The sequence below is a fragment of the Streptomyces sp. NPDC051172 genome (genome assembly GCF_040682555.1).
Taxonomy (GTDB): domain Bacteria; phylum Actinomycetota; class Actinomycetes; order Streptomycetales; family Streptomycetaceae; genus Streptomyces.
This window is the reverse complement of sequence record NZ_JBFBBE010000157.1, coordinates 1-18119: the sequence shown is the minus strand read 5'-3', so window position 1 is coordinate 18119 and position 18119 is coordinate 1. Positions and strand designations below refer to the sequence as shown.

Annotated in this window: 20 protein-coding genes; 16 read left to right on the top strand and 4 right to left on the bottom strand. The window is 70.7% G+C overall.

The window, feature by feature from the left end:
• Positions 1 to 152: 152 nt before the first annotated feature.
• The 4 genes from AB0N07_RS45200 (at position 153) to AB0N07_RS45185 (ending at position 3298) form a co-directional block, all read left to right on the top strand.
• Positions 153 to 1067 (top strand): hypothetical protein, encoded by a 915-nt coding sequence (locus tag AB0N07_RS45200; protein WP_365845811.1) that lies wholly within the window; start codon positions 153 to 155, stop codon positions 1065 to 1067.
• A gap of 77 nt (positions 1068 to 1144) precedes the next feature.
• Complete coding sequence (locus tag AB0N07_RS45195; RefSeq protein ID WP_365845809.1) at positions 1145 to 2125, top strand: WYL domain-containing protein; 981 nt, start codon at positions 1145 to 1147, stop codon at positions 2123 to 2125.
• 56 nt (positions 2126 to 2181) lie between these two features.
• Positions 2182 to 2700 carry a DUF4240 domain-containing protein gene (locus AB0N07_RS45190; protein WP_365845813.1) on the top strand — a complete coding sequence of 173 codons (519 nt, stop codon included), beginning with the start codon at positions 2182 to 2184 and terminating at the stop codon, positions 2698 to 2700.
• A 58-nt stretch (positions 2701 to 2758) separates the two neighbouring features.
• Entirely contained in the window at positions 2759 to 3298 is a 540-nt protein-coding gene (locus AB0N07_RS45185; RefSeq protein ID WP_365845807.1) for a carboxymuconolactone decarboxylase family protein, read from the top strand.
• 3 nt (positions 3299 to 3301) lie between these two features.
• Here the strand turns inward: AB0N07_RS45185 and AB0N07_RS45180 are convergent, their stop codons facing one another.
• A complete protein-coding gene (locus AB0N07_RS45180) occupies positions 3302 to 3526 on the bottom strand; it encodes a hypothetical protein (protein ID WP_365845805.1) in 225 nt (74 codons plus the stop codon).
• Positions 3527 to 3624: 98 nt separating this feature from the next.
• On the opposite strand from AB0N07_RS45180, the gene AB0N07_RS45175 reads away from it, so the two are divergent.
• Both AB0N07_RS45175 and AB0N07_RS45170 read left to right on the top strand, forming a co-directional pair.
• Entirely contained in the window at positions 3625 to 4752 is a 1128-nt protein-coding gene (locus tag AB0N07_RS45175; RefSeq protein ID WP_365845803.1) for a peptidoglycan bridge formation glycyltransferase FemA/FemB family protein, read from the top strand.
• A gap of 209 nt (positions 4753 to 4961) precedes the next feature.
• Positions 4962 to 6146 (top strand): MarP family serine protease, encoded by a 1185-nt coding sequence (locus AB0N07_RS45170; protein WP_365845801.1) that lies wholly within the window; start codon positions 4962 to 4964, stop codon positions 6144 to 6146.
• A 6-nt stretch (positions 6147 to 6152) separates the two neighbouring features.
• Here the strand turns inward: AB0N07_RS45170 and AB0N07_RS45165 are convergent, their stop codons facing one another.
• Positions 6153 to 6641 (bottom strand): GNAT family N-acetyltransferase, encoded by a 489-nt coding sequence (locus AB0N07_RS45165; RefSeq protein WP_365845799.1) that lies wholly within the window; start codon positions 6639 to 6641, stop codon positions 6153 to 6155.
• Between the two features lie 38 nt (positions 6642 to 6679).
• Here AB0N07_RS45165 and AB0N07_RS45160 point away from each other — a divergent pair, with 38 nt between their 5' ends.
• Entirely contained in the window at positions 6680 to 7585 is a 906-nt protein-coding gene (locus AB0N07_RS45160; protein WP_365845797.1) for a TIGR01777 family oxidoreductase, read from the top strand.
• 187 nt (positions 7586 to 7772) lie between these two features.
• On the top strand, positions 7773 to 9122 hold the full coding sequence (locus AB0N07_RS45155; RefSeq protein WP_365845795.1) for an NAD(P)/FAD-dependent oxidoreductase: 1350 nt from the start codon (positions 7773 to 7775) through the stop codon (positions 9120 to 9122).
• 117 nt (positions 9123 to 9239) lie between these two features.
• Here AB0N07_RS45155 and AB0N07_RS45150 read toward each other — a convergent pair whose 3' ends face one another.
• On the bottom strand, positions 9240 to 10676 hold the full coding sequence (locus AB0N07_RS45150; RefSeq protein WP_365845793.1) for a regulator: 1437 nt from the start codon (positions 10674 to 10676) through the stop codon (positions 9240 to 9242).
• A gap of 253 nt (positions 10677 to 10929) precedes the next feature.
• On the opposite strand from AB0N07_RS45150, the gene lipB reads away from it, so the two are divergent.
• The 4 genes from lipB to AB0N07_RS45130 all read left to right on the top strand — a co-directional run bounded on the left by lipB (position 10930) and on the right by AB0N07_RS45130 (position 14014).
• Entirely contained in the window at positions 10930 to 11730 is an 801-nt protein-coding gene (gene lipB / locus AB0N07_RS45145; protein ID WP_365845791.1) for a lipoyl(octanoyl) transferase LipB, read from the top strand.
• Positions 11731 to 11804: 74 nt separating this feature from the next.
• The gene (gene lipA / locus AB0N07_RS45140; RefSeq protein ID WP_365845789.1) at positions 11805 to 12770 is read left to right on the top strand and encodes a lipoyl synthase; all 966 of its coding nucleotides are present in this window, start codon (positions 11805 to 11807) and stop codon (positions 12768 to 12770) included.
• Positions 12771 to 13048: 278 nt separating this feature from the next.
• Entirely contained in the window at positions 13049 to 13252 is a 204-nt protein-coding gene (locus AB0N07_RS45135) for a hypothetical protein (protein ID WP_099928282.1), read from the top strand.
• 60 nt (positions 13253 to 13312) lie between these two features.
• On the top strand, positions 13313 to 14014 hold the full coding sequence (locus AB0N07_RS45130) for a DUF4191 domain-containing protein (protein ID WP_365845787.1): 702 nt from the start codon (positions 13313 to 13315) through the stop codon (positions 14012 to 14014).
• A 131-nt stretch (positions 14015 to 14145) separates the two neighbouring features.
• Here AB0N07_RS45130 and AB0N07_RS45125 read toward each other — a convergent pair whose 3' ends face one another.
• Positions 14146 to 14613, bottom strand: coding sequence for an RDD family protein (locus tag AB0N07_RS45125; RefSeq protein ID WP_365845785.1), 468 nt, complete (start codon positions 14611 to 14613; stop codon positions 14146 to 14148).
• 197 nt (positions 14614 to 14810) lie between these two features.
• Between AB0N07_RS45125 and glnA the strand changes: the two genes are divergently transcribed.
• The 4 genes from glnA to AB0N07_RS45105 all read left to right on the top strand — a co-directional run.
• Positions 14811 to 16220, top strand: coding sequence for a type I glutamate--ammonia ligase (gene glnA / locus AB0N07_RS45120; RefSeq protein ID WP_099928346.1), 1410 nt, complete (start codon positions 14811 to 14813; stop codon positions 16218 to 16220).
• A gap of 107 nt (positions 16221 to 16327) precedes the next feature.
• Complete coding sequence (locus tag AB0N07_RS45115; RefSeq protein ID WP_365845783.1) at positions 16328 to 16591, top strand: hypothetical protein; 264 nt, start codon at positions 16328 to 16330, stop codon at positions 16589 to 16591.
• Positions 16592 to 16718: 127 nt separating this feature from the next.
• Complete coding sequence (htpX, locus tag AB0N07_RS45110; RefSeq protein WP_365845781.1) at positions 16719 to 17636, top strand: zinc metalloprotease HtpX; 918 nt, start codon at positions 16719 to 16721, stop codon at positions 17634 to 17636.
• Position 17637: 1 nt separating this feature from the next.
• A partial coding sequence (locus tag AB0N07_RS45105) for a hypothetical protein (RefSeq protein WP_365845779.1) occupies positions 17638 to 18119 on the top strand: 482 nt, incomplete at its 3' end.

Sequence of the window (18119 nt, the reverse complement as noted above, 5' to 3'; positions counted from 1 at the left end):
GGCTCGGCGGCCCAATCCCCCCCCCACCCCGCCGCATGCGTTTTAAGCCAGTTGTCCCGGGTCCTTCCGACAGGTCCGTGATACGCGGTCTGGTGGACATGTTCCGCCTCCAGTACCTTGTGCTGATTCCTGAGGAAAAGGTGGTGGGGGCCTTGACCGAAGAGCAGCCGCGCACGCCCCGGGTGATGACCCGGTTGCAGCTGGACAACGCGGCCCGGCATGTCCTGAGGACGGCCAGGCAGGCGCAGGCGATGGTGCGGGGTAAGAACGAGGCAGAGGACGTCGAGAAGGTCCTCGACGAGTTGTACCTGGACTTCGTCGCACTGACGGGCCGCACCGACCTGCGCTGGCCCGCCAACCCGCCGCCCGACAAAGCGGAGGAGCTGATCCGGCTCGTGACGCAGGCGGCTGTCTTCGTCCGGGCACACAACTGGCGCGCGTCCGACCTGCAGGCGATCCTGCACGTGGTGGGGCCGGCGCAGCAGGGGCCCCATGCCGGCGAACGCCTCATGACGGACTTCCTGGACGGGCTGGGCACGCTCAGGCTGGTCAGGTCCGACGACGGTGCCGACTGGGAGTTCCGGCTGCTCAAGGAGGCGGCGGCCGGGGACGAAACGCTGACGACGACCATGAAAGTGGCGCGCTACCTCCTGCACCCGTCGGCTCTGATGCTGTTCGGGGACACCACGGAGCTGCTGGCCGAAGCCGTCTACGCGACGAACGTCGCGCGATTCTCCGAGTGCATGGACGACATCGAGGCACTCGCCACTGAAACCGACTCGCCGGAACTCCACGACCTGCTGCGGGACCTCGGCGAGGAGCCACCGGACGAACCGGATGCATTCGCCGCCATCGACGATGTGCCCCCGCGCCCGCCCGATGTCTCCGGGGTGGAACGGGAAGTGGACGAACTGCCGGACGAGGAGACGCCGCCCCCACCTGGTCCAGTAGTGGAGGACCCGGACCCGGAACCGCCCAGCCTCGACCTGGGCCTGCGCCTCTCCGGCGCGGGCGGACGCAGAGTCCGCCGCCTGCGGCGCGGCAACGGTTTGCCCCCGCTTCGGTAGCGGGCTGCCGGGCCGAGGTCGCCGACCCGCGTCGCCCTCGGCCCCGCTCTGTCAGTGGCCCCCTGCATCATGTCCCCATGCGTGCCGCCCGCCTCATCAAGATGGTGCTGCTCCTCCAGGGGCGGCCCTCCATGACCGCCGCCGAGCTGGCGCGTGAGCTGGAGGTGTCCGAGCGGACCGTCACGCGGGATGCGCAGGCGTTGTCGGAGGCGGGGGTTCCGGTGTACGCGGACCGTGGCCGGGCGGGCGGTTACCGGCTCATCGGCGGATATCGCACCCGGCTGACCGGGCTGGCGCGCAGTGAGGCCGAGGCGCTGTTCCTGTCAGGTGTGCCGGGGGCGCTGCGGGAGATGGGGCTGGAGGACGCGGCATCGGCGGCCCGGCTGAAGGTGTCGGCGGCTCTCCTGCCGTCCCTGCGGGATGCCTCCCGTACGGCAGCGCAGCGCTTCCACCTGGACGCGCCGAACTGGTTCACGGAGCCGAAGACACCCGCGCTGCTGCCGGCCTTCGCGGACGCGGTGTGGGACGACAGGCGGGTCACCGCCCGCTATCGCAAGGGGGACCGCGAGGTCGAGCGGGAGCTGGAGCCGTACGGGCTCGTGCTCAAGGCCGGGGTCTGGTATCTGTGCGCGCGGGTGACCGAACCGGACCATGGGCCTCACCGCGTCTACCGCATCGACCGGTTCACGGCGGTGGACGTCTGTGCGGAGCGCTTCGCACGGGACGAGGAGTTCGGCCTGCCCGCTTTTTGGGCGGAGCAGTCGGAGCGGTTCGCGCGATCGATCCTGCGGGACGAGGTGGTCGTACGGCTGTCGGTGGACGGGGTCCGAAGACTTCCGTACGCCGTCGATCCGGCTTCGGCACGGGAGGCGTTGGCGGCCGCGGGGCCCCCGGACCAGGACGGGTGGCTGACGCTGACGCTCCCCGTGGAGTCGGAGCAGGTGGCGCACGGGCAGCTCGCGGGGCTCGGCCCGGAGGTGGAGGTGCTGGCGCCCGACAGCCTGCGGGCGCGTTTCGCCGACGACGCGGCACGGCTGGGCCTGCTGTACGGGACATAACAATCCGCCACACTCCACGTGCGCCCCACCCGCCCAGGGCCGATGCTGGACCCGTGATGGAAGAGTCGGAGTTCTGGGAGCTGGTGGACGCCGCGCGCGAGGCCGCCGAGGGCGACCCCGAGGAGCAGGCGGACCTGCTGGTGGAGCGGCTTCTGGAGCTCGACCCGGAGACGGTCCTGGACTTCGCCCGGCATTTCGAGTCGCGCTACAACCGGGCCTACAGCTGGGATCTGTGGGGTGCCGCCTGGGTACTGCTCGACGGGGCGAGCGACGACGCCTTCGACTTCTTCCGGTGCTGGCTGATCGGGCAGGGGCGGGAGGTGTACGAGGGAGCCGTGCACCACCCCGACACGCTGGCCGACCTCCTGGACGACTTCGAACAGGAGATCGACGGGGACGGGGAGGAACTGGGCTACGCGGCGGACGAGGCCTACGAGCAGCTCACCGGGACCGTCGCCCCCGACCTGGGCATCCCGCCCGCGGCCTCCGAGCCGGAGGGCACACCGCTCGACTTCGAGAACGAGCGGGTGCTGGCGGAGCGCTACCCCAAGCTGTGGGAACGCTTCCGGGAGTGACGTTTCACCGGTTCACTGGGACCACCGGTCCAGTGGGACCGGTTCGAGGAGGGGGACCATGGCTCGAATCCCGTACCCGGAGCGGCCGTCCGACGCCGTCGCCCGGCTGCCCGTGCCGCTCAACGCCTTCCGCATGCTCTCGCACGCCCCGCCGCTGACGGGCCCGACGATCGAGCTGGGCCTGGCCGTGCTGCGCGAGTCGACGCTTTCGGTCCGGGTGCGCGAGCTGGTCGTGATGGCGGTCGCGGCTGCGACGCGGTGCGCGTACGGCTCCGTCCAGCACCACCCGATCGCCCTGAACGCGGGCGTGACGCCCGAGCAGCTGGCGGCGGTCGCCGAACGGCGCGCCGACGGGCCGGAGTTCGACGAGAGCGAGACGGCGGCGCTGACGGCGGCCTTCGAGCTGGTGTCCCGGCACACCCTGTCCGAGGGCACGCTGGCGGCTCTCCGCGCCTGCTTCACCGACCGTCAGGTCATCGAGATCGTCACCACGACCGGCTACTACGTCATGCTGGCGGGCCTGCTGAACGGGCTCGGGGTGGACATCGACCCGTCCGGGGAGCAGTTCCTGGGACTCGTGGGCGGCGACCCCGGCTGAGGGTCAGGCCGTCCGTCGCCGGTCCGGGTCCGAAGGGATGTACGCCTGCGCCTGCTCGGCCTTGACCGCGTGGTACATCGGCGCGGCGTTGGCCTGGTCGAGCGCGGACGCGGTGACGGCGGCCGGGCCCAGGACGACGGCCGCGGCAGCGCAGAGCGCCGCCCAGGGGCCATGAGCACTCCGGGATCGGCCCTCGGTCTTGTGCGTGGTCCTGTGGTGACTGTTCACTTCTTCCCCACCTCCGGTCAGTGCGTGTGCATGACGATAGGGAGAGCACCTCGGGAAGATCCGTGAGGTGGCTGCGAGAAACCTGTGAGGGTCCGCCCATGTCCAGCCCGTACGTAAGGGAGATCACGCGCGAGGAACACCTGGCCCAGCTGCGGCAGCACCCCGACGCGAGCCACCTCCAGATCCCCGAGTGGGGCGATGTGAAGCCCGACTGGCAGGCGGAGAGCGTCGGTTGGTTCGAGGGCAGGACGATGGTCGCCGCGGCCCTCGTGCTGTACCGGCCGCTGCCCGGCACCCGGCGCTGCCTCGCCTATCTCCCCGACGGGCCCGCGATCGACTGGCACCACCCTCGCCTGGAACGCCTGCTGGACCCGCTCGTCGCCCACGTCGAGGAGCGCGGGGCGTTCTCGCTCCGGATCGGACCACCCCTTGTCGTACGCCACTGGGAGGCGGCCGGTGTCGCGGCGGGCATCGCCGACCCCGACGCAGGCCATCTGCACGACCTGCCGGCGGACGGCCTCGACGGGTACGCGCTGGACGTGGCGGAGCGGCTGGGGCGGCTCGGGTGGCGGCGGTGCGAGGAGGGCGAGGGCAGCGGTTTCGGTCTCGGCCAGCCGCGCTACGGCTGCCACATACCGCTCGCGGGGCGTTCGGTGGACGAGCTGCGCGGGGCGCTGGCACCGCACTGGGAGCGTGGCCTGCGCACGTCCGAACTGGCGGGTGTGCGCGTCGGCTCGGGCGGGGCCGCCGACCTGCCCGAGTTCTACCGGCTGTACACCGCGACCGCCGCCCGCGACGGTTTCAAGGCCCGCCCGCCGGAGTACTTCGCGCGTATGTGGAAGGCCCTGAACGCCGAGGACGACGACCGGCTGCGGCTCTGTCTCGCCGAGTACGACGGCGAGGTGCTCTCCGCCGCGCTCATGATCAACGTCGGCTCCCGCGCCTGGCACTCCTACGCCGCGTCCGGCCGCCGGGGGCGTGAACTGCGGCCCAGCAGCGCACTGTTGTGGCGGATGCTGTGCGACGCACGGGCGGCGGGTGTCACGACGTACGACCTGCGCTCCGTCACCCCTGTCCTCACCGGGAACCGACTGCTGAACCGTCTCCGTTTCAAGACGGGCGCGGGCGGCCGGGCGGTGGAGTACCTCGGCGAGTGGAAGCTACCGGTGGGCAGCCAGGGCAAGGTGCTGCAGCGGGCGCTGGGGGCATATCTCGGGCGCAGGTGAGGCCGTATTGATTTGCGGCCCCGCCGCGTGGGTGCGGTGCGCGTACCGGGGTGCTCGCGATCTTCGGACGGGCATGTCCCGCGATGTGTGCTGTGCCACCCGGTGGAACCATCGTCCCGGTCCGGGTCGTTTCTTCTCATGCACGCGCGCGTGGCTGATCACTGGGCCCGTCCCGCGCGTACTAAGGGGTCTGAGAGAAAGGCGGCTCTGTGGACCTGCTCGACATCCTGCTGTTGCTGGTGGTCGTGGCCTACGCGGCATCGGGATACCGGCGCGGACTGGTGGCCGGCTGTGTCTCGCTCGCCGGGTTCGTGGGCGGCGCGGTGCTCGGCGTGTGGATCCTGCCCTGGATGATGGACCTGGTGACGGCGGGCACGGCCCAGGCGACGGTGACCGCGGTGCTGACCGTGCTGCTCCCGGCCGTAGTGGTCCACGAACTGGCGGGGCGTCTCGCGCTCAGGCTGCGCCGGGAGCTGGACCGGGGGCCGCTCAGGGTGGTCGACGGGGTGGGCGGGGCCGCGGCCAACTCGGTCGCCGTGCTGATCGTGGCCTGGGTCGCCGCGAGTGTCCTGGGCGCTTCCTCGTCACCGCTGCTCACGACCGCGATCCGGGACTCGGCGCTGCTCGGTGCCGTGCAGAACGCCATGCCGGACACCACCCCCACCTGGTTCTCCCGGGCCACCTCGGCACTCACCCAGGCGGGCTTCCCGCAGGTGTTCAACCCGTTCGAGAACGAGTCGACGGCCGAGGTCGCCAAGCCCACCGGCGACAGCGTCACGGCGAGCGCCACCAACGCGGCCAAGCGCAGCACGGTGAAGATCGAGGGCGTCTCCGGCACCCAGGGCCGCGAGGGCAGCGGGTTCGTCTACGCCCGCGACCATGTGATGACCAACGCGCACGTGGTGGCCGGTATCAACGACCCGAACGTGCGGATCGGCGGGGTCGGGCGGACGTACGAGGCACGGGTGGTGCTCTTCGACCCCGACAGGGACGTGGCCGTTCTGTACGTGCCCGGGCTGCGCGCGCCGGTCCTGAAGTTCGACGACGGCGCCGCGCGCGGCGACTCGGCGGTCGTGGCCGGCTATCCGCAGGACGGCAACCTCGACCTCCAGGCGGCGACGGTCGCCAACCGGGTGCGGGCGACCGGCCAGAACATCTACAGCGACGCCATGGTGACCCGCGAGATCTACTCGATCCGCTCGACCGTCCGCCCCGGCAACTCCGGGGGCCCGCTGCTGACGACCGACGGCCGCGTCTACGGCGTGGTCTTCGCCCGCTCGACGTCCGACAACGAGACGGGTTACGTCCTGACGGCGGCGGAGGTGGCCCCCGACGCCCAGCGCGCGGCGGACGCGACGGCGTCGGTGGACACGGGCGACCTGCTCACGTCCTGACCCGGGTCACAGACTGCACCCCATGAGCACGTCGTCGACGTACTCGCCCTCCAGCAGGAACTCTCCGGGCAGGATCCCCTCGACGACGAACCCCTCGGCCTCGTACAGCTTGCGGGCCGGGGTGTTGTGGCCGAGGACGCGCAGCGTGAGCCGGCGCGCGCCCTGATTGCGGGCCTCCTCCCGCACCGCCCGCAGCAGCGCCCGCCCGACGCCGGCGCCCCGCGCCTGCTCGGCGACGACGAGGCCCTGGATCTGCCGGACGTGGGCGTTGCAGACGAGCGGGGTCGGACGGGCCAGCCGGATGTAGCCGACGACCTCCCCGTCGAACTCCGCGACCAGATGGTCCCGGGGCCCGAACCGCTCGTTGTAGAAGGGCTCGTACGGCGGTTGGGGGCGCGGCTGCACGGAGTGCAGCGGGGACCAGGTGACACGGTCGAGGCGCCCCAGTGACTCCTCGTCGCCGAGGGTTGCGTGGCGTATGAACGGAACCGGCATGACGGCCACCTTATGAGCCTCCCGAGCAGAATGGGCTCATGGAACGTTCCCGAATCGCGGTGGCCGGTGCGTCCGGGCTCATCGGCGGCGCCCTCGTGCGGTCCCTGACCGCCGAGGGGCACGAGGTGGTGCGGCTGGTGCGCCGGGCGCCCCGGGCGAAGGACGAGGTCCGCTGGGATCCGGAGGGCGGGCACGTGGATCCGGCCGTTCTGACCGGGTGCGACGTCGTGGTGAACCTCGCGGGCGCCGGGGTGGGCGACCGCCGCTGGACGGACGAGTACAAGACGCTCATCCGGAGCAGTCGAGTGCTCGGCACCGCCGCGCTGGCCGCGGCGATCGCCGCGCTGGACGAGAAGCCGCGGGTGTTCGTGAACGGCAGCGCGATGGGCTACTACGGTGAGACCGGCGACCGGGCGGTCGACGAGAGCGCGCCGCCCGGGACCGGGTTCCTGCCGGAGCTGTGCGTGGAATGGGAGGGCGCCGCGGGCCCCGCGCAGGAGGCGGGCGTACGGACCGTGTTCACACGGACGGGTCTCGTGGTGGCCCGCGGCGGCGGCGCCTGGGGCCGGCTGTTCCCGCTGTTCAAGGCGGGCCTCGGCGGACGCATGGGCGACGGCCGCCAGTACTGGTCGTACATCGCGCTGCACGACGAGGTGGCCGCGATCCGCCATCTCATCGACACCGACGCCCTGTCCGGACCGTTCAACCTCACCGCCCCGAACCCGCTCACCAACCGTGAGATCACCGCAGCCATGGGCCGCGTACTGCACCGCCCGACGCTGTTCCCCGTACCCGCGCCCGTACTGCGAACCGCGCTCGGCGAAATGGCCGGGGACGTCCTCGGCAGCGCACGGGTGCTGCCGAAGCGACTCCTGGAGTCCGGCTTCACCTTCGCGTTCCCGGACATCGAAGGAGCACTCAAGGCCGCGCTCACGGAGCCGTAGGACCGAGGCGCCCGGGAGGCGCGATAAACAAGGCGTGCCCGTATGCGACCGTTGTGCGACCGTGCTCTGTTCATGCGCGACTGCACTTGACCGATCGCGGCCCTAACCTCGACCCGAACTCGGGTATCCCCGGAGCCAGTTGGGGGCATGACGTCTCCACCGGCCGCGCAACCTCGAGGAGGGGCACGTGCTTGAGCCCGCGTACCAGGCGGACGTCGTGATCGTGGGAGCCGGGGTTGCCGGACTCTCCGCCGCGCATCGGCTGACCAGCGCAGGAGTGACGACCGCGGTCCTGGAGGCCGCTCCTTGCGTGGGGGGCCGCATGTCGACGGAGAAGGTCGACGGGTTCCGGCTCGACCGGATCGGCCAGCTGCTGTCCACGGCGTATCCCGAGCTACGGCTGACCCCGGGGCTGGACGCGCTCGTGCTGCGCCCGTTCGCGCCCGGCGTCCTGCTGCACAGCGACGGACGCCACCATCGCGCGGGCGCCCCGGCGGCGGCGGGGGGCGCAAGGGGCGCACTCCATGCGGTACGCGCCCTGGCGAGCGCCCCCACCAAGGGCGCCCCCCGGACCACCGCCCCGCTCGGCACCGCCGTGGACCAGGCCCGCCTCGGCAACGCCCTGTCCCGGCTGGCCACGATCCCCATCGAACGCCTGCTGTCCCGCCCGGAGCTGCCCGCCGGCCAGGCCCTCACGGCCCGTGGTGTCCCCGCCCGCACGATCGACAGCTTCCTGCGCCCGCTGCTGGCCGCCCTGCTCTGCGACCCGGACCTGACCACCTCCAGCCGGTGCGCCGACCTCGCGCTGCGCGCCTTCGCCTGCGGGCGCCTGTGTCTGCCGGAGGGCGGCGCCGAAATGCTCCCGGAACTGCTCGCCCGAGCGCTGCCGCCCGGCACGGTCCACACGGGCGTCCGCGTCACCTCGGTCTCGACCAGCGCTGTCACGACCGCCGAACACGGCGAGATCCGCTGCCGAGCCGTACTCCTCGCGACCGACGCCCGCGCCGCCGCCGACCTGCTCCCCGGCCTGCGCATACCGGATTTCCACCCCCTGACGGTCCTTCACCACACCACGGACGAGCCCCCGACCACGGGCGCCTCCCTCCTCCTGGACGCCGACCGCAGCGGCCCGGTCGCCCACACGGCGATCGTCAGCGCGGTGGACCCCGGCCGCGCTCCCGCGGGCCGGGCCCTCGTCTCCTCCACGGTCCTCGGCCCACCCCCACCGGAGCTGGACACCGCCGTACGCATGCACCTCTCCCGCCTCTACGGCACCTCGACCGCACGCTGGGAGACGCTGGCCGTCCACCACACCCCGGAGGCCGTCCCCGCCATGCGTCCCCCACACGACCTGCGCCGCCCCGTGAGGCTGTTGGCGGGCCTGTACGTCTGCGGAGACCACCGTGACACGAGCACGGTCCAGGGCGCCCTGCACTCGGCCCACAGGGCCTCAACAGCCATCCTGACGGACCTCGGGGCGGCCGGTTCGATGCACAGGGCAGACCCACCAAGCAGCACAGTGAAGCAGGCGGCCTGAGCAGCCGCGCCCCTCCAGGGGCGCGGGGCTGTGTCGATATGCGGCTCCGCCGCGTGGGCTCGATCAACCACAACGAGCCCGCACAAGCAACGCACCAACCGGAGGTACGGCGATGGCCTACCCAAGTGCAGCGACCTTGTCGCGATACCCCCGCACAGGCGCAGCATCCTTGTACGGCTCCAACCGCCGCTCGAACTCCCGCACATACTCAACCGCCCGCACCGACCGCATCTCCGCCGCAGCACTCGCCGCCTCCGCCCCCAACGCACAGGCCTGGTCAAGCTCCCCCAGGCCCAGGCGGGCGGAGGCCAGCACCACCCGGCAGAACAGCCGACTCCGCGCATACGCAGGCGCACGCAGCTGCAGCGACCGCTCCGCATGCTGCGCCGCCGCACGGAACTGCTGCAGATCCCGATGCGCGTGCCCGAACTCGTCCGCCAGCTGCGCCTCGTCGAAGAACCGCGCCCAGTAGGGCACCTCGTCACCGGTTCGCGCGGCCTCCAGGGCCCGCTCCGCCCGCACCAGCGAGGCGGTGCAGTTGCGCACCTCGCCGAGCACCCCGTGCCCGCGCGCCTCGGCCGCGTGCAGCAGCGCCTGCACCACCGGCGGGGCGTTGGTCCCGACGCCCTGCTGGGCGACCCGCGCCAGTTGCACGGCCTCCCGCCCGTGGCCGAGATAGACGGCCTGCCGGCTCATGGTGACCAGCACGTACGAGCCGTACGCCCGGTCCCCGGCCGCCTGGGAGAGCCGCAGCGCCTGCACGAAGTACCGCTGTGCGAGCCCGTGCGCAGCGATGTCGTACGACGTCCAGCCGGCGAGCCGGGTCAGGTCGGCGGCCGCGCCGAACAGCCGGCGGCCCGTCTGCTCGCCGTAGGTGCCGCGCAGCATCGGCTCGCACTCGTGCTCCAAGTAACGCACCAGGGCCTGGCGGGCGTGGCCGCCGCCGTACTTGTCGTCGAGGGTGCGGAACAGTTCGCCGACCGAGCGGAGTGCGGCGATGTCGCCTGCGGTGACCTTCTGGCCGGGGCCGCGCTCGGCCTGGCCGCGCTGGCGGGGCACCACCGGGCGGCCCTGGACGGGGACCCGGGCGGGCTGTTCGCCGCGGGCGACCTTGTCGTCGGCGCGGCCGATCAGCCAGTCGCGGCTGGGCACGACAAGACCGGCGGGCGTGAACGCGATCTTGCGGAGCTCGGCGTGCGAACCGGAGTCCTTGCGCCACAGGCCGCCGACGATGTCGACGGCCTCCTCGGGGGCCGCGGCGAACTCGAGCCCGGCGTACACCGGCGCACAGGCGTCGAGGCCGAGGTCCTGGGCGGTGAGGCGGCGGCCGAGGCGGCGGGTGAAGACCTCGGCGATCAGGGCGGGAGTGGTGCCGCGGGGCTGCTGCCCGCGCAGCCAGCGGGTGACCGACGTCTTGTCGTATCTGAGATCAAGCCCGTGTTCGAGGCCGAGCTGGTCGACTCGGCGGGCGAGACCCGCGTTGGAGAACCCGGCTTCTGCGATGAGCGCGGCGAGCTGGCGGTTGGGAGTGCGCTGCGCGGGTCGTTCCGTCATCTGCGGTGCGGTCTCCTGCCTTTCGGGCCTACCGGGACCTCTGTCGGCCCTGCGTGCCCGGATTGCCTGTGAGCAGCCCTTATGGCCTCTGTGAACGGCGCGAATGTAGCGGAGAGTGAGCAGGCGGTCGCACACTTCGACCCTCGTTCATCCGATCGTGTGAGGATTGGCCGCGGGGCTGACGCGAGACGGTCGGTCGTACAGTGGCGTAGGCGCGTTTCGTGCCTTACGACCTTCTAGGGAGGCGCTTGCCGTGAGTGAGCTGCGGTTCGTCCGCATGGGATTCGGTGCCGAGGCCGTCGAGTACCAGACGGCGTGGGACGAGCAACGCCGGGTGCACGCGGCGCGCTTCGCCGACGAGATCCCCGACACCGTGCTGCTCCTGGAGCACCCGCCGGTGTACACGGCGGGCCGCCGCACGGCGGACAGCGAACGCCCTCTGGACGGCACCCCCGTCATCGACGTGGACCGCGGCGGCAAGATCACCTGGCACGGCCCGGGCCAGCTGGTCGGCTACCCCATCCAGAAGCTCCCGCGCCCGGTGGACGTGGTGGCCCATGTGCGGCGCCTCGAGGAGGCACTGATCCGTACCTGCGCGGAGTTCGGGGTGGAGACCACGCGGGTCGAGGGCCGCAGCGGGGTGTGGGTCCTCGGCGACCCGGTCGAGCAGCGTCCGTCCCTCGGCGGGCTGTCCCTGGACTTCGACCCGCGTCTGCACGACGAGGAGTTCGACCCGCGGATGAACGGCCCGGAGTACGCGCCGTCCAACGCCGGCCAGCGTCGCGAGGACCGCAAGATCGCGGCGATCGGCATCCGCGTGGCCAAGGGCGTCACCATGCACGGCTTCGCGCTGAACGTGAACCCGGACAACCGGTGGTTCGACCGCATCATCCCGTGCGGCATCCGCGACGCGGGCGTCGCCTCCCTCGCCGGCGAGCTGGGCCGCGACGTGACGATCTCGGAAGTGCTGCCGGTCGTGGAGCGGCACTTGACGGACGTACTGGAGAACGCGGACCTCAGGCCGAGGGTGATCGAGAAGACACCGGCAGCCTGAGCACCACCGAAAGCTTTCAAATCAACGGGCGTACCCTTGAGCACGCCGAAGAATCAATCGCTAGGGAGCCGGTCGTGTCCGCAGTCGCACCCGACGGACGCAAGATGCTGCGCCTGGAGGTCCGCAACAGCCAGACCCCCATCGAGCGCAAGCCCGAGTGGATCAAGACCCGGGCGAAAATGGGCCCCGAGTACACCAAGATGCAGAACCTCGTGAAGAGCGAGGGCCTGCACACGGTCTGCCAGGAAGCCGGCTGCCCGAACATCTACGAGTGCTGGGAGGACCGCGAGGCGACCTTCCTCATCGGCGGCGACCAGTGCACCCGGCGCTGCGACTTCTGCCAGATCGACACCGGCAGGCCCGAGGCCCTCGACCGTGACGAACCGCGCCGCGTCGGCGAGTCCGTGGTCACGATGGACCTGAACTACGCCACCATCACCGGCGTCGCCCGCGACGACCTGGAGGACGGCGGCGCCTGGCTGTACGCGGAGACGGTCCGCCAGATCCACCAGCAGACCGCGGGCCGCGAGGCCGGGCGGACGAAGGTGGAGCTGCTCGCCCCGGACTTCAACGCCGTGCCGGAGCAGCTCGAAGAGGTCTTCTCCTCCCGCCCCGAGGTCTTCGCGCACAACGTGGAGACGGTCCCCCGGATCTTCAAGCGCATCCGCCCCGGCTTCCGCTACGACCGCTCGCTGAAGGTCATCACGGCCGCCCGCGACTACGGCCTCGTCACCAAGTCGAACCTGATCCTCGGCATGGGCGAGACCCGCGAGGAGGTCAGCGACGCGCTGAAGCAGCTGCACGAGGCGGGCTGCGAACTGGTCACCATCACCCAGTACTTGAGGCCCTCCGTGCGCCACCACCCCGTCGAGCGCTGGGTGAAGCCGCACGAGTTCGTGGAACTGAAGGAGGAGGCCGAGCAGATCGGCTTCTCCGGCGTGATGTCCGGCCCGCTGGTCCGGTCGTCCTACCGGGCCGGCCGGCTGTACCAGATGGCCGTGGAGAAGCGGGGTTCGTACGTCGCCTCGCAGGCCGTCTGACGCTCGGACGAACCGAGCCTGATGACACGGAGTGCCACCACTCTGTGTGAATCTGGGCACAAGAAACTACCCGCCGGTAATGGCCGATTCGACGCGGTCCTGACAGTCCTCGCAGATGAGGGCCCATGTCAGGGCCGCGTCGGTGTTTGCGCTCGTCGCATCAAGGCTTCATGGGTGTTTGACCGGTCGGTCACGCCCTGGTAACACCAATCAGTGACGCTGGACTCACGCCACGTACACCCGCCCCAGTGCCCGTATCCCGAGGGGGGACCTCCATCATGCAGGCCGCGCCGGTTCGCGCCACCGCCATCCCGTCGTTCACCACTGCACTGCGTGCCGTCGAGTCGCTGCTCATGAGCAGCGGTCAGCGCACCGCCCGCCGCAACGCCTGGACCTCCGTCCTGGAGGACCGCCGCCGCGCCAAGGACCGGGTCGAGGCCCAGCGCGTCATGGAACAGACCACCCTCGTCGTCCGCCCCTGAATCCCACCCTCCGGACAGTGCCGTCGTACGGCGCTCCCGGGGCCACGTAGACTTCGTGGCATGGCGAGGAAGGAACCTGCAGCGGACGCTGCGAACCCCGGGCGACTGAAGCAGATCGCTCTGACCTACAAGATGACCCGCAAGGCCGACAAGAAGATCGGTCTTGTACTCGCGGCTGTCGGCATCGGCATCTTCGGTGTTTTCCTCGCGATCGGTTTCTTGATCGGTCACCCCATCTATCTCGGCATCCTGGGCCTGCTGCTCGCCTTCCTCGGAACGGCGATCGTGTTCGGGCGCCGGGCCGAGCGGGCGGCCTTCGGGCAGATGGACGGCCAGCCGGGCGCGGCCGCGGCGGTCCTGGACAACATCGGCCGGGGCTGGACGACGACGCCCGCGGTGGCCATGAACCGCAGCCAGGACGTGGTGCACCGGGCCGTCGGCAAGGCCGGCATCGTCCTGGTCGCCGAGGGCAACCCGAACCGGGTGAAGAGCCTGCTGGCCGCCGAGAAGAAGAAGATGAACCGCATCGTCGCGGACGTACCGGTGCACGACGTCATCGTCGGCACGGGCGACGGCCAGGTCCCGCTGAAGAAGCTGCGGACCACGATGCTGAAGCTGCCGCGCGTGCTTACGGGGCCGCAGGTGACGGCCACCAACGACCGACTGCGCGCCATGGGCGACCTGATGAGCAACATGCCACTGCCGAAGGGTCCGATGCCCAAGGGCATGAAGCTGCCCAGGGGTGGGCCGAAGGCCCGCTGAGTTTCCTCATACGACGAATGGGGGCGCCCGGAGTGATCCGGGCGCCCCCATCGTCGTAGCAGGACCGTCTTTCGTCTGCGGCGTCGCTGTGGCTGGTCGCGCAGTTCCCCGCGCCCCTACGGGGCGCGGCCCTAGCTGCGGACTTCGACCGTGCGGGCCAGGCGGTCGTGGAGGCCCCTGCCGTCCCGGTCCCAGATCAGGGCCGGGATGGCGATGCACAGCAGGGCCGTGCGGAGGGTGGCGCGGAGGGGGCTGGGGCGGCCGGTGTCCAGGGCGACCACGCGGAGGCCGAAGAGGCGCTTACCGGGGGTGAAGCCGATCGTGCCGACCGTCAGGACGCCGAGCAGGAAGAAGATGAGCAGGGCCCAGTTGCCGGTCGCCTGGTTGTAGCCGTGAGTAATAAGACCGTATGCGATCAAGAGGCACAGGCCCCAGTCGACGAACAAGGCACCGAACCGGCGGCCCGGGCGGGCGATCGAGCCGGGCCCCTCCTCCGGCAGACCGAGCTGCCGGCCGCGGTATCCGAAGTCGACACCGGCGTCCTCTGCGGCCGCGCGGGGGCCCGAGAGCCATGAGCCGATTGCATCCCTGTTGTCCACGCGTCCACGGTACTGCGCCCGTTTCGCGATACGGACAGGTGGGGTACACCGGACGGGGTCCGGTTAACTTGTGCGAAACAAATGGGTCACGCCCGAGAAATCACCCGTCCCTAGGGTCGGGGACAGCGTGTGCCACCGCACTGGCCGCACGAACGAACTACCACCCCGGCGAGGCGGTCGGGAGTAGGAGGAGCTGGATGTTCCAGAACGCCGACGAGGCCAAGAAGTTCATCGCGGACGAGGACGTCAAGTTCGTCGACGTCCGCTTCTGCGACCTGCCGGGTGTGATGCAGCACTTCACGATTCCGGCGGAGGCCTTCGACCCGGCCGAGGAGCTGGCCTTCGACGGCTCCTCGATCCGCGGCTTCCAGGCCATCCACGAGTCCGACATGGCGCTCCGCGCCGACCTGTCCACCGCGCGCGTCGACCCCTTCCGCCGCGACAAGACGGTCAACATCAACTTCTTCATCCACGACCCGATCACGGGCGAGCAGTACTCCCGTGACCCGCGCAACGTGGCGAAGAAGGCGGAGGCCTACCTGGCGTCCACCGGTATCGCCGACACCGCGTACTTCGGCCCCGAGGCCGAGTTCTACGTCTTCGACAGCGTGCGCTTCCAGACCTCCGCGAACGAGGCCTTCTACCACATCGACTCCGAGGCCGGCGCCTGGAACACCGGTGCCCTCGAGGACAACCGTGGCTACAAGGTCCGTTACAAGGGCGGCTACTTCCCGACCCCGCCGGTCGACCACTTCGCCGACCTGCGTGCCGAGATCTCCCTGGAGCTGGCCAACTCCGGCCTGCAGGTCGAGCGCCAGCACCACGAGGTGGGCACCGCCGGCCAGGCCGAGATCAACTACAAGTTCAACACGCTGCTCGCCGCGGCCGACGACCTGCAGCTCTTCAAGTACATCGTGAAGAACGTGGCCTGGCGCAACGGCAAGACCGCGACCTTCATGCCGAAGCCGATCTTCGGTGACAACGGCTCGGGCATGCACGTCCACCAGTCGCTGTGGCAGGGCGGCTCCCCGCTCTTCTACGACGAGGCCGGCTACGCGGGCCTGTCGGACACCGCCCGCTACTACATCGGCGGCATCCTCAAGCACGCCCCGTCGCTGCTGGCCTTCACCAACCCGACGGTGAACTCGTACCACCGTCTGGTGCCGGGCTTCGAGGCGCCGGTCAACCTGGTGTACTCGCAGCGCAACCGCTCCGCGGCCATGCGTATCCCGATCACGGGCTCCAACCCGAAGGCCAAGCGCGTCGAGTTCCGTGCGCCCGACTCCTCCGGCAACCCGTACCTGGCCTTCTCGGCCCTGCTGCTGGCGGGTCTGGACGGCATCAAGAACAAGATCGAGCCGGCCGAGCCGATCGACAAGGACCTCTACGAGCTGGCCCCCGAGGAGCACGCGGGCGTCGCGCAGGTCCCGACCTCGCTCCCCGCCGTCCTCGACCGCCTCGAGAGCGACCACGAGTTCCTGCTCGCCGGTGACGTCTTCACGTCCGACCTGATCGAGACGTGGATCGACTACAAGCGCGCGAACGAGATCGCTCCGCTGCAGCTGCGTCCGCACCCGCACGAGTTCGAGCTCTACTTCGACGTGTGATCGACGCCTGTCCCAGGCACAGCGCCCGCGCCCCCGTTGTCGTACCGACAGCGGGGGCGCGGGCGTATGTTCTATTCTGTCGGTGACACGACACGGGGGTGGACAGGATGCCGGAGCGCGAACACGAAGAGCAGGAGCGCGAGTTCGACCTGAGGTGGGCGGACGACGCGCAGCACAAGGAACCCTCGGCGCGGGCCCGGATGCTGGCCGCGCGCTGGAAGGAGAACCCGCCGGAGCCGCAGCCGTTCCGTGCGGATCCCGAGCCGGTGGCGCCGCGCCGGTCCTCGTGGGTGTCGACGGCCGTCGTGCTGGGCACCGTGGCGGCGATCATCGTGCTGCTCGGGTGGGCGCAGTTCCGGGCCCCGTACTAGAGGCCTCTCGCCCAGCGGCCTCTCACAGGGACCTTTTGCGGCTCCTAGAGCCGTTCGGGACCACTTCATGGCAGTGGCTGGGTGCACACTGGCAGTGGGACGAGTGCCTGACTGCGGGGTGAGGCAGATGCATAGCCGCTTCCGGAGCGACCGGCGGTTGACCGTGCGGATGACGGTCACGATGTTCCTGCTCGGGTTGCTGTACGTGGCCTTTGTCGCCGCGTTGATCGTGTTGCTGAAGTCGTGGCTGCTGGTCGTGGTGCTGGTGGCGGCGATGTTCGTCGCGCAGTTCTGGTTCTCCGACCGGATCGCGATGTTCGCCATGCGCGGGCGGGTCGTGGAGCGCGAGGAGTATCCCGAGCTGCACGCGGTGGTCGACCGGCTGTGTGCGATCGCCGACATGCCCAAGCCGGTGGTGGCGGTGTCCGAGATGGACATGCCGAACGCGTTCGCGACCGGGCGCAATGCCGACCATGCGGTGGTGTGTGTGACGACCGGGCTGCTGCGGCGGCTGGAGCCCGCGGAGCTGGAGGGCGTACTCGCGCACGAGCTCTCGCACGTGGCGCACAAGGATGTCGCGGTGATCACGATCGCGTCGTTCCTCGGCGTGATCGCGGGGCTGATCGTGCGGTTCGCCTTCTACTCGCAGTTGTTCGGCGGAGGGCGCCGGGACCAGAACGCCGCTGCCGTCTTCGCCGCGGTGATGGGTGTGTCGGCGGCCGTGTACGCGATCAGTTTCCTGCTGATCAGGGCGCTGTCGAGGTACCGGGAGCTGGCCGCGGACCGGGCGGCGGCGCTGCTCACGGGGCGGCCCTCGGCACTGGCCTCCGCGCTGACCAAGGTCTCCGGCGACATCGCGCGGATCCCGACCAAGGACCTGCGGACGGCGCAGGCCTTCAACGCCTTCTACTTCACCCCGGCGACCGGCAAGGAGCCCGGCATCGAGCGGTTCTTCTCCACGCACCCGAGCCTGGAGCAGCGGCTCGACCAACTGGGGCGGATCTCCGCGGAGTTGGGTGAGGCGGCAACACCCGGAAAGGGGTGACATGGGGCTCCTGGACATTCTGCTCGGCCGTACGAAACCCGTCCTGCCCGATCTCGACCAGCTCTTCGCGCTGCCGTCGGCGGCCGTGACCCTCGAGGCCGCGGCCGGTTTCACGCCGACCGGCACGGGTGCGGTGTGCTTCGCGACGGTCGAGGGCGGGGCCTTCGAGCAGACGCACCGGGAGGTCCAGGCCCTCCTTGACGCGGACGCCGACCGGGAAGGACCCCCGGTGGAGCTCAGCCAGGACGGGTACGGCTACTCCTGGCTGGTCTCGCGCCGCTCCCCCGGCCAGCTGTCCGAGCTGGTCAACGATCTGCACGCGGTGAACAGCTCGATGGAGGTCAACGGCTTCGGGCCGCAGCTGCTGTGCTCCCTGGCCGGTTTCCAGGGCGAGGGGGGCCGGCGGCTCGCGCTGGTCTATCTCTACAAGCGCGGCACGTTCTACCCGTTCGCGCCGCTGCCCGGCGATGGGCAGCGGCGCGA

Bases quoted from the DNA above. Each gene is read 5' to 3' on its own strand.
- AB0N07_RS45135 (WP_099928282.1), top strand. From the start codon at position 13,049: ATGCAGGCCGCGCCGGTTCGCGCCACCGCCATCCCGTCGTTCACCACT.
- AB0N07_RS45185 (WP_365845807.1), top strand. From the start codon at position 2,759: ATGGCTCGAATCCCGTACCCGGAGCGGCCGTCCGACGCCGTCGCCCGG.
- AB0N07_RS45175 (WP_365845803.1), top strand. From the start codon at position 3,625: ATGTCCAGCCCGTACGTAAGGGAGATCACGCGCGAGGAACACCTGGCC.
- glnA (WP_099928346.1), top strand. From the start codon at position 14,811: ATGTTCCAGAACGCCGACGAGGCCAAGAAGTTCATCGCGGACGAGGAC.
- AB0N07_RS45150 (WP_365845793.1), bottom strand. From the start codon at position 10,676: ATGACGGAACGACCCGCGCAGCGCACTCCCAACCGCCAGCTCGCCGCG.
- AB0N07_RS45165 (WP_365845799.1), bottom strand. From the start codon at position 6,641: ATGCCGGTTCCGTTCATACGCCACGCAACCCTCGGCGACGAGGAGTCA.
- AB0N07_RS45160 (WP_365845797.1), top strand. From the start codon at position 6,680: ATGGAACGTTCCCGAATCGCGGTGGCCGGTGCGTCCGGGCTCATCGGC.
- AB0N07_RS45115 (WP_365845783.1), top strand. From the start codon at position 16,328: ATGCCGGAGCGCGAACACGAAGAGCAGGAGCGCGAGTTCGACCTGAGG.
- htpX (WP_365845781.1), top strand. From the start codon at position 16,719: ATGCATAGCCGCTTCCGGAGCGACCGGCGGTTGACCGTGCGGATGACG.
- AB0N07_RS45190 (WP_365845813.1), top strand. From the start codon at position 2,182: ATGGAAGAGTCGGAGTTCTGGGAGCTGGTGGACGCCGCGCGCGAGGCC.
- AB0N07_RS45195 (WP_365845809.1), top strand. From the start codon at position 1,145: ATGCGTGCCGCCCGCCTCATCAAGATGGTGCTGCTCCTCCAGGGGCGG.
- AB0N07_RS45130 (WP_365845787.1), top strand. From the start codon at position 13,313: ATGGCGAGGAAGGAACCTGCAGCGGACGCTGCGAACCCCGGGCGACTG.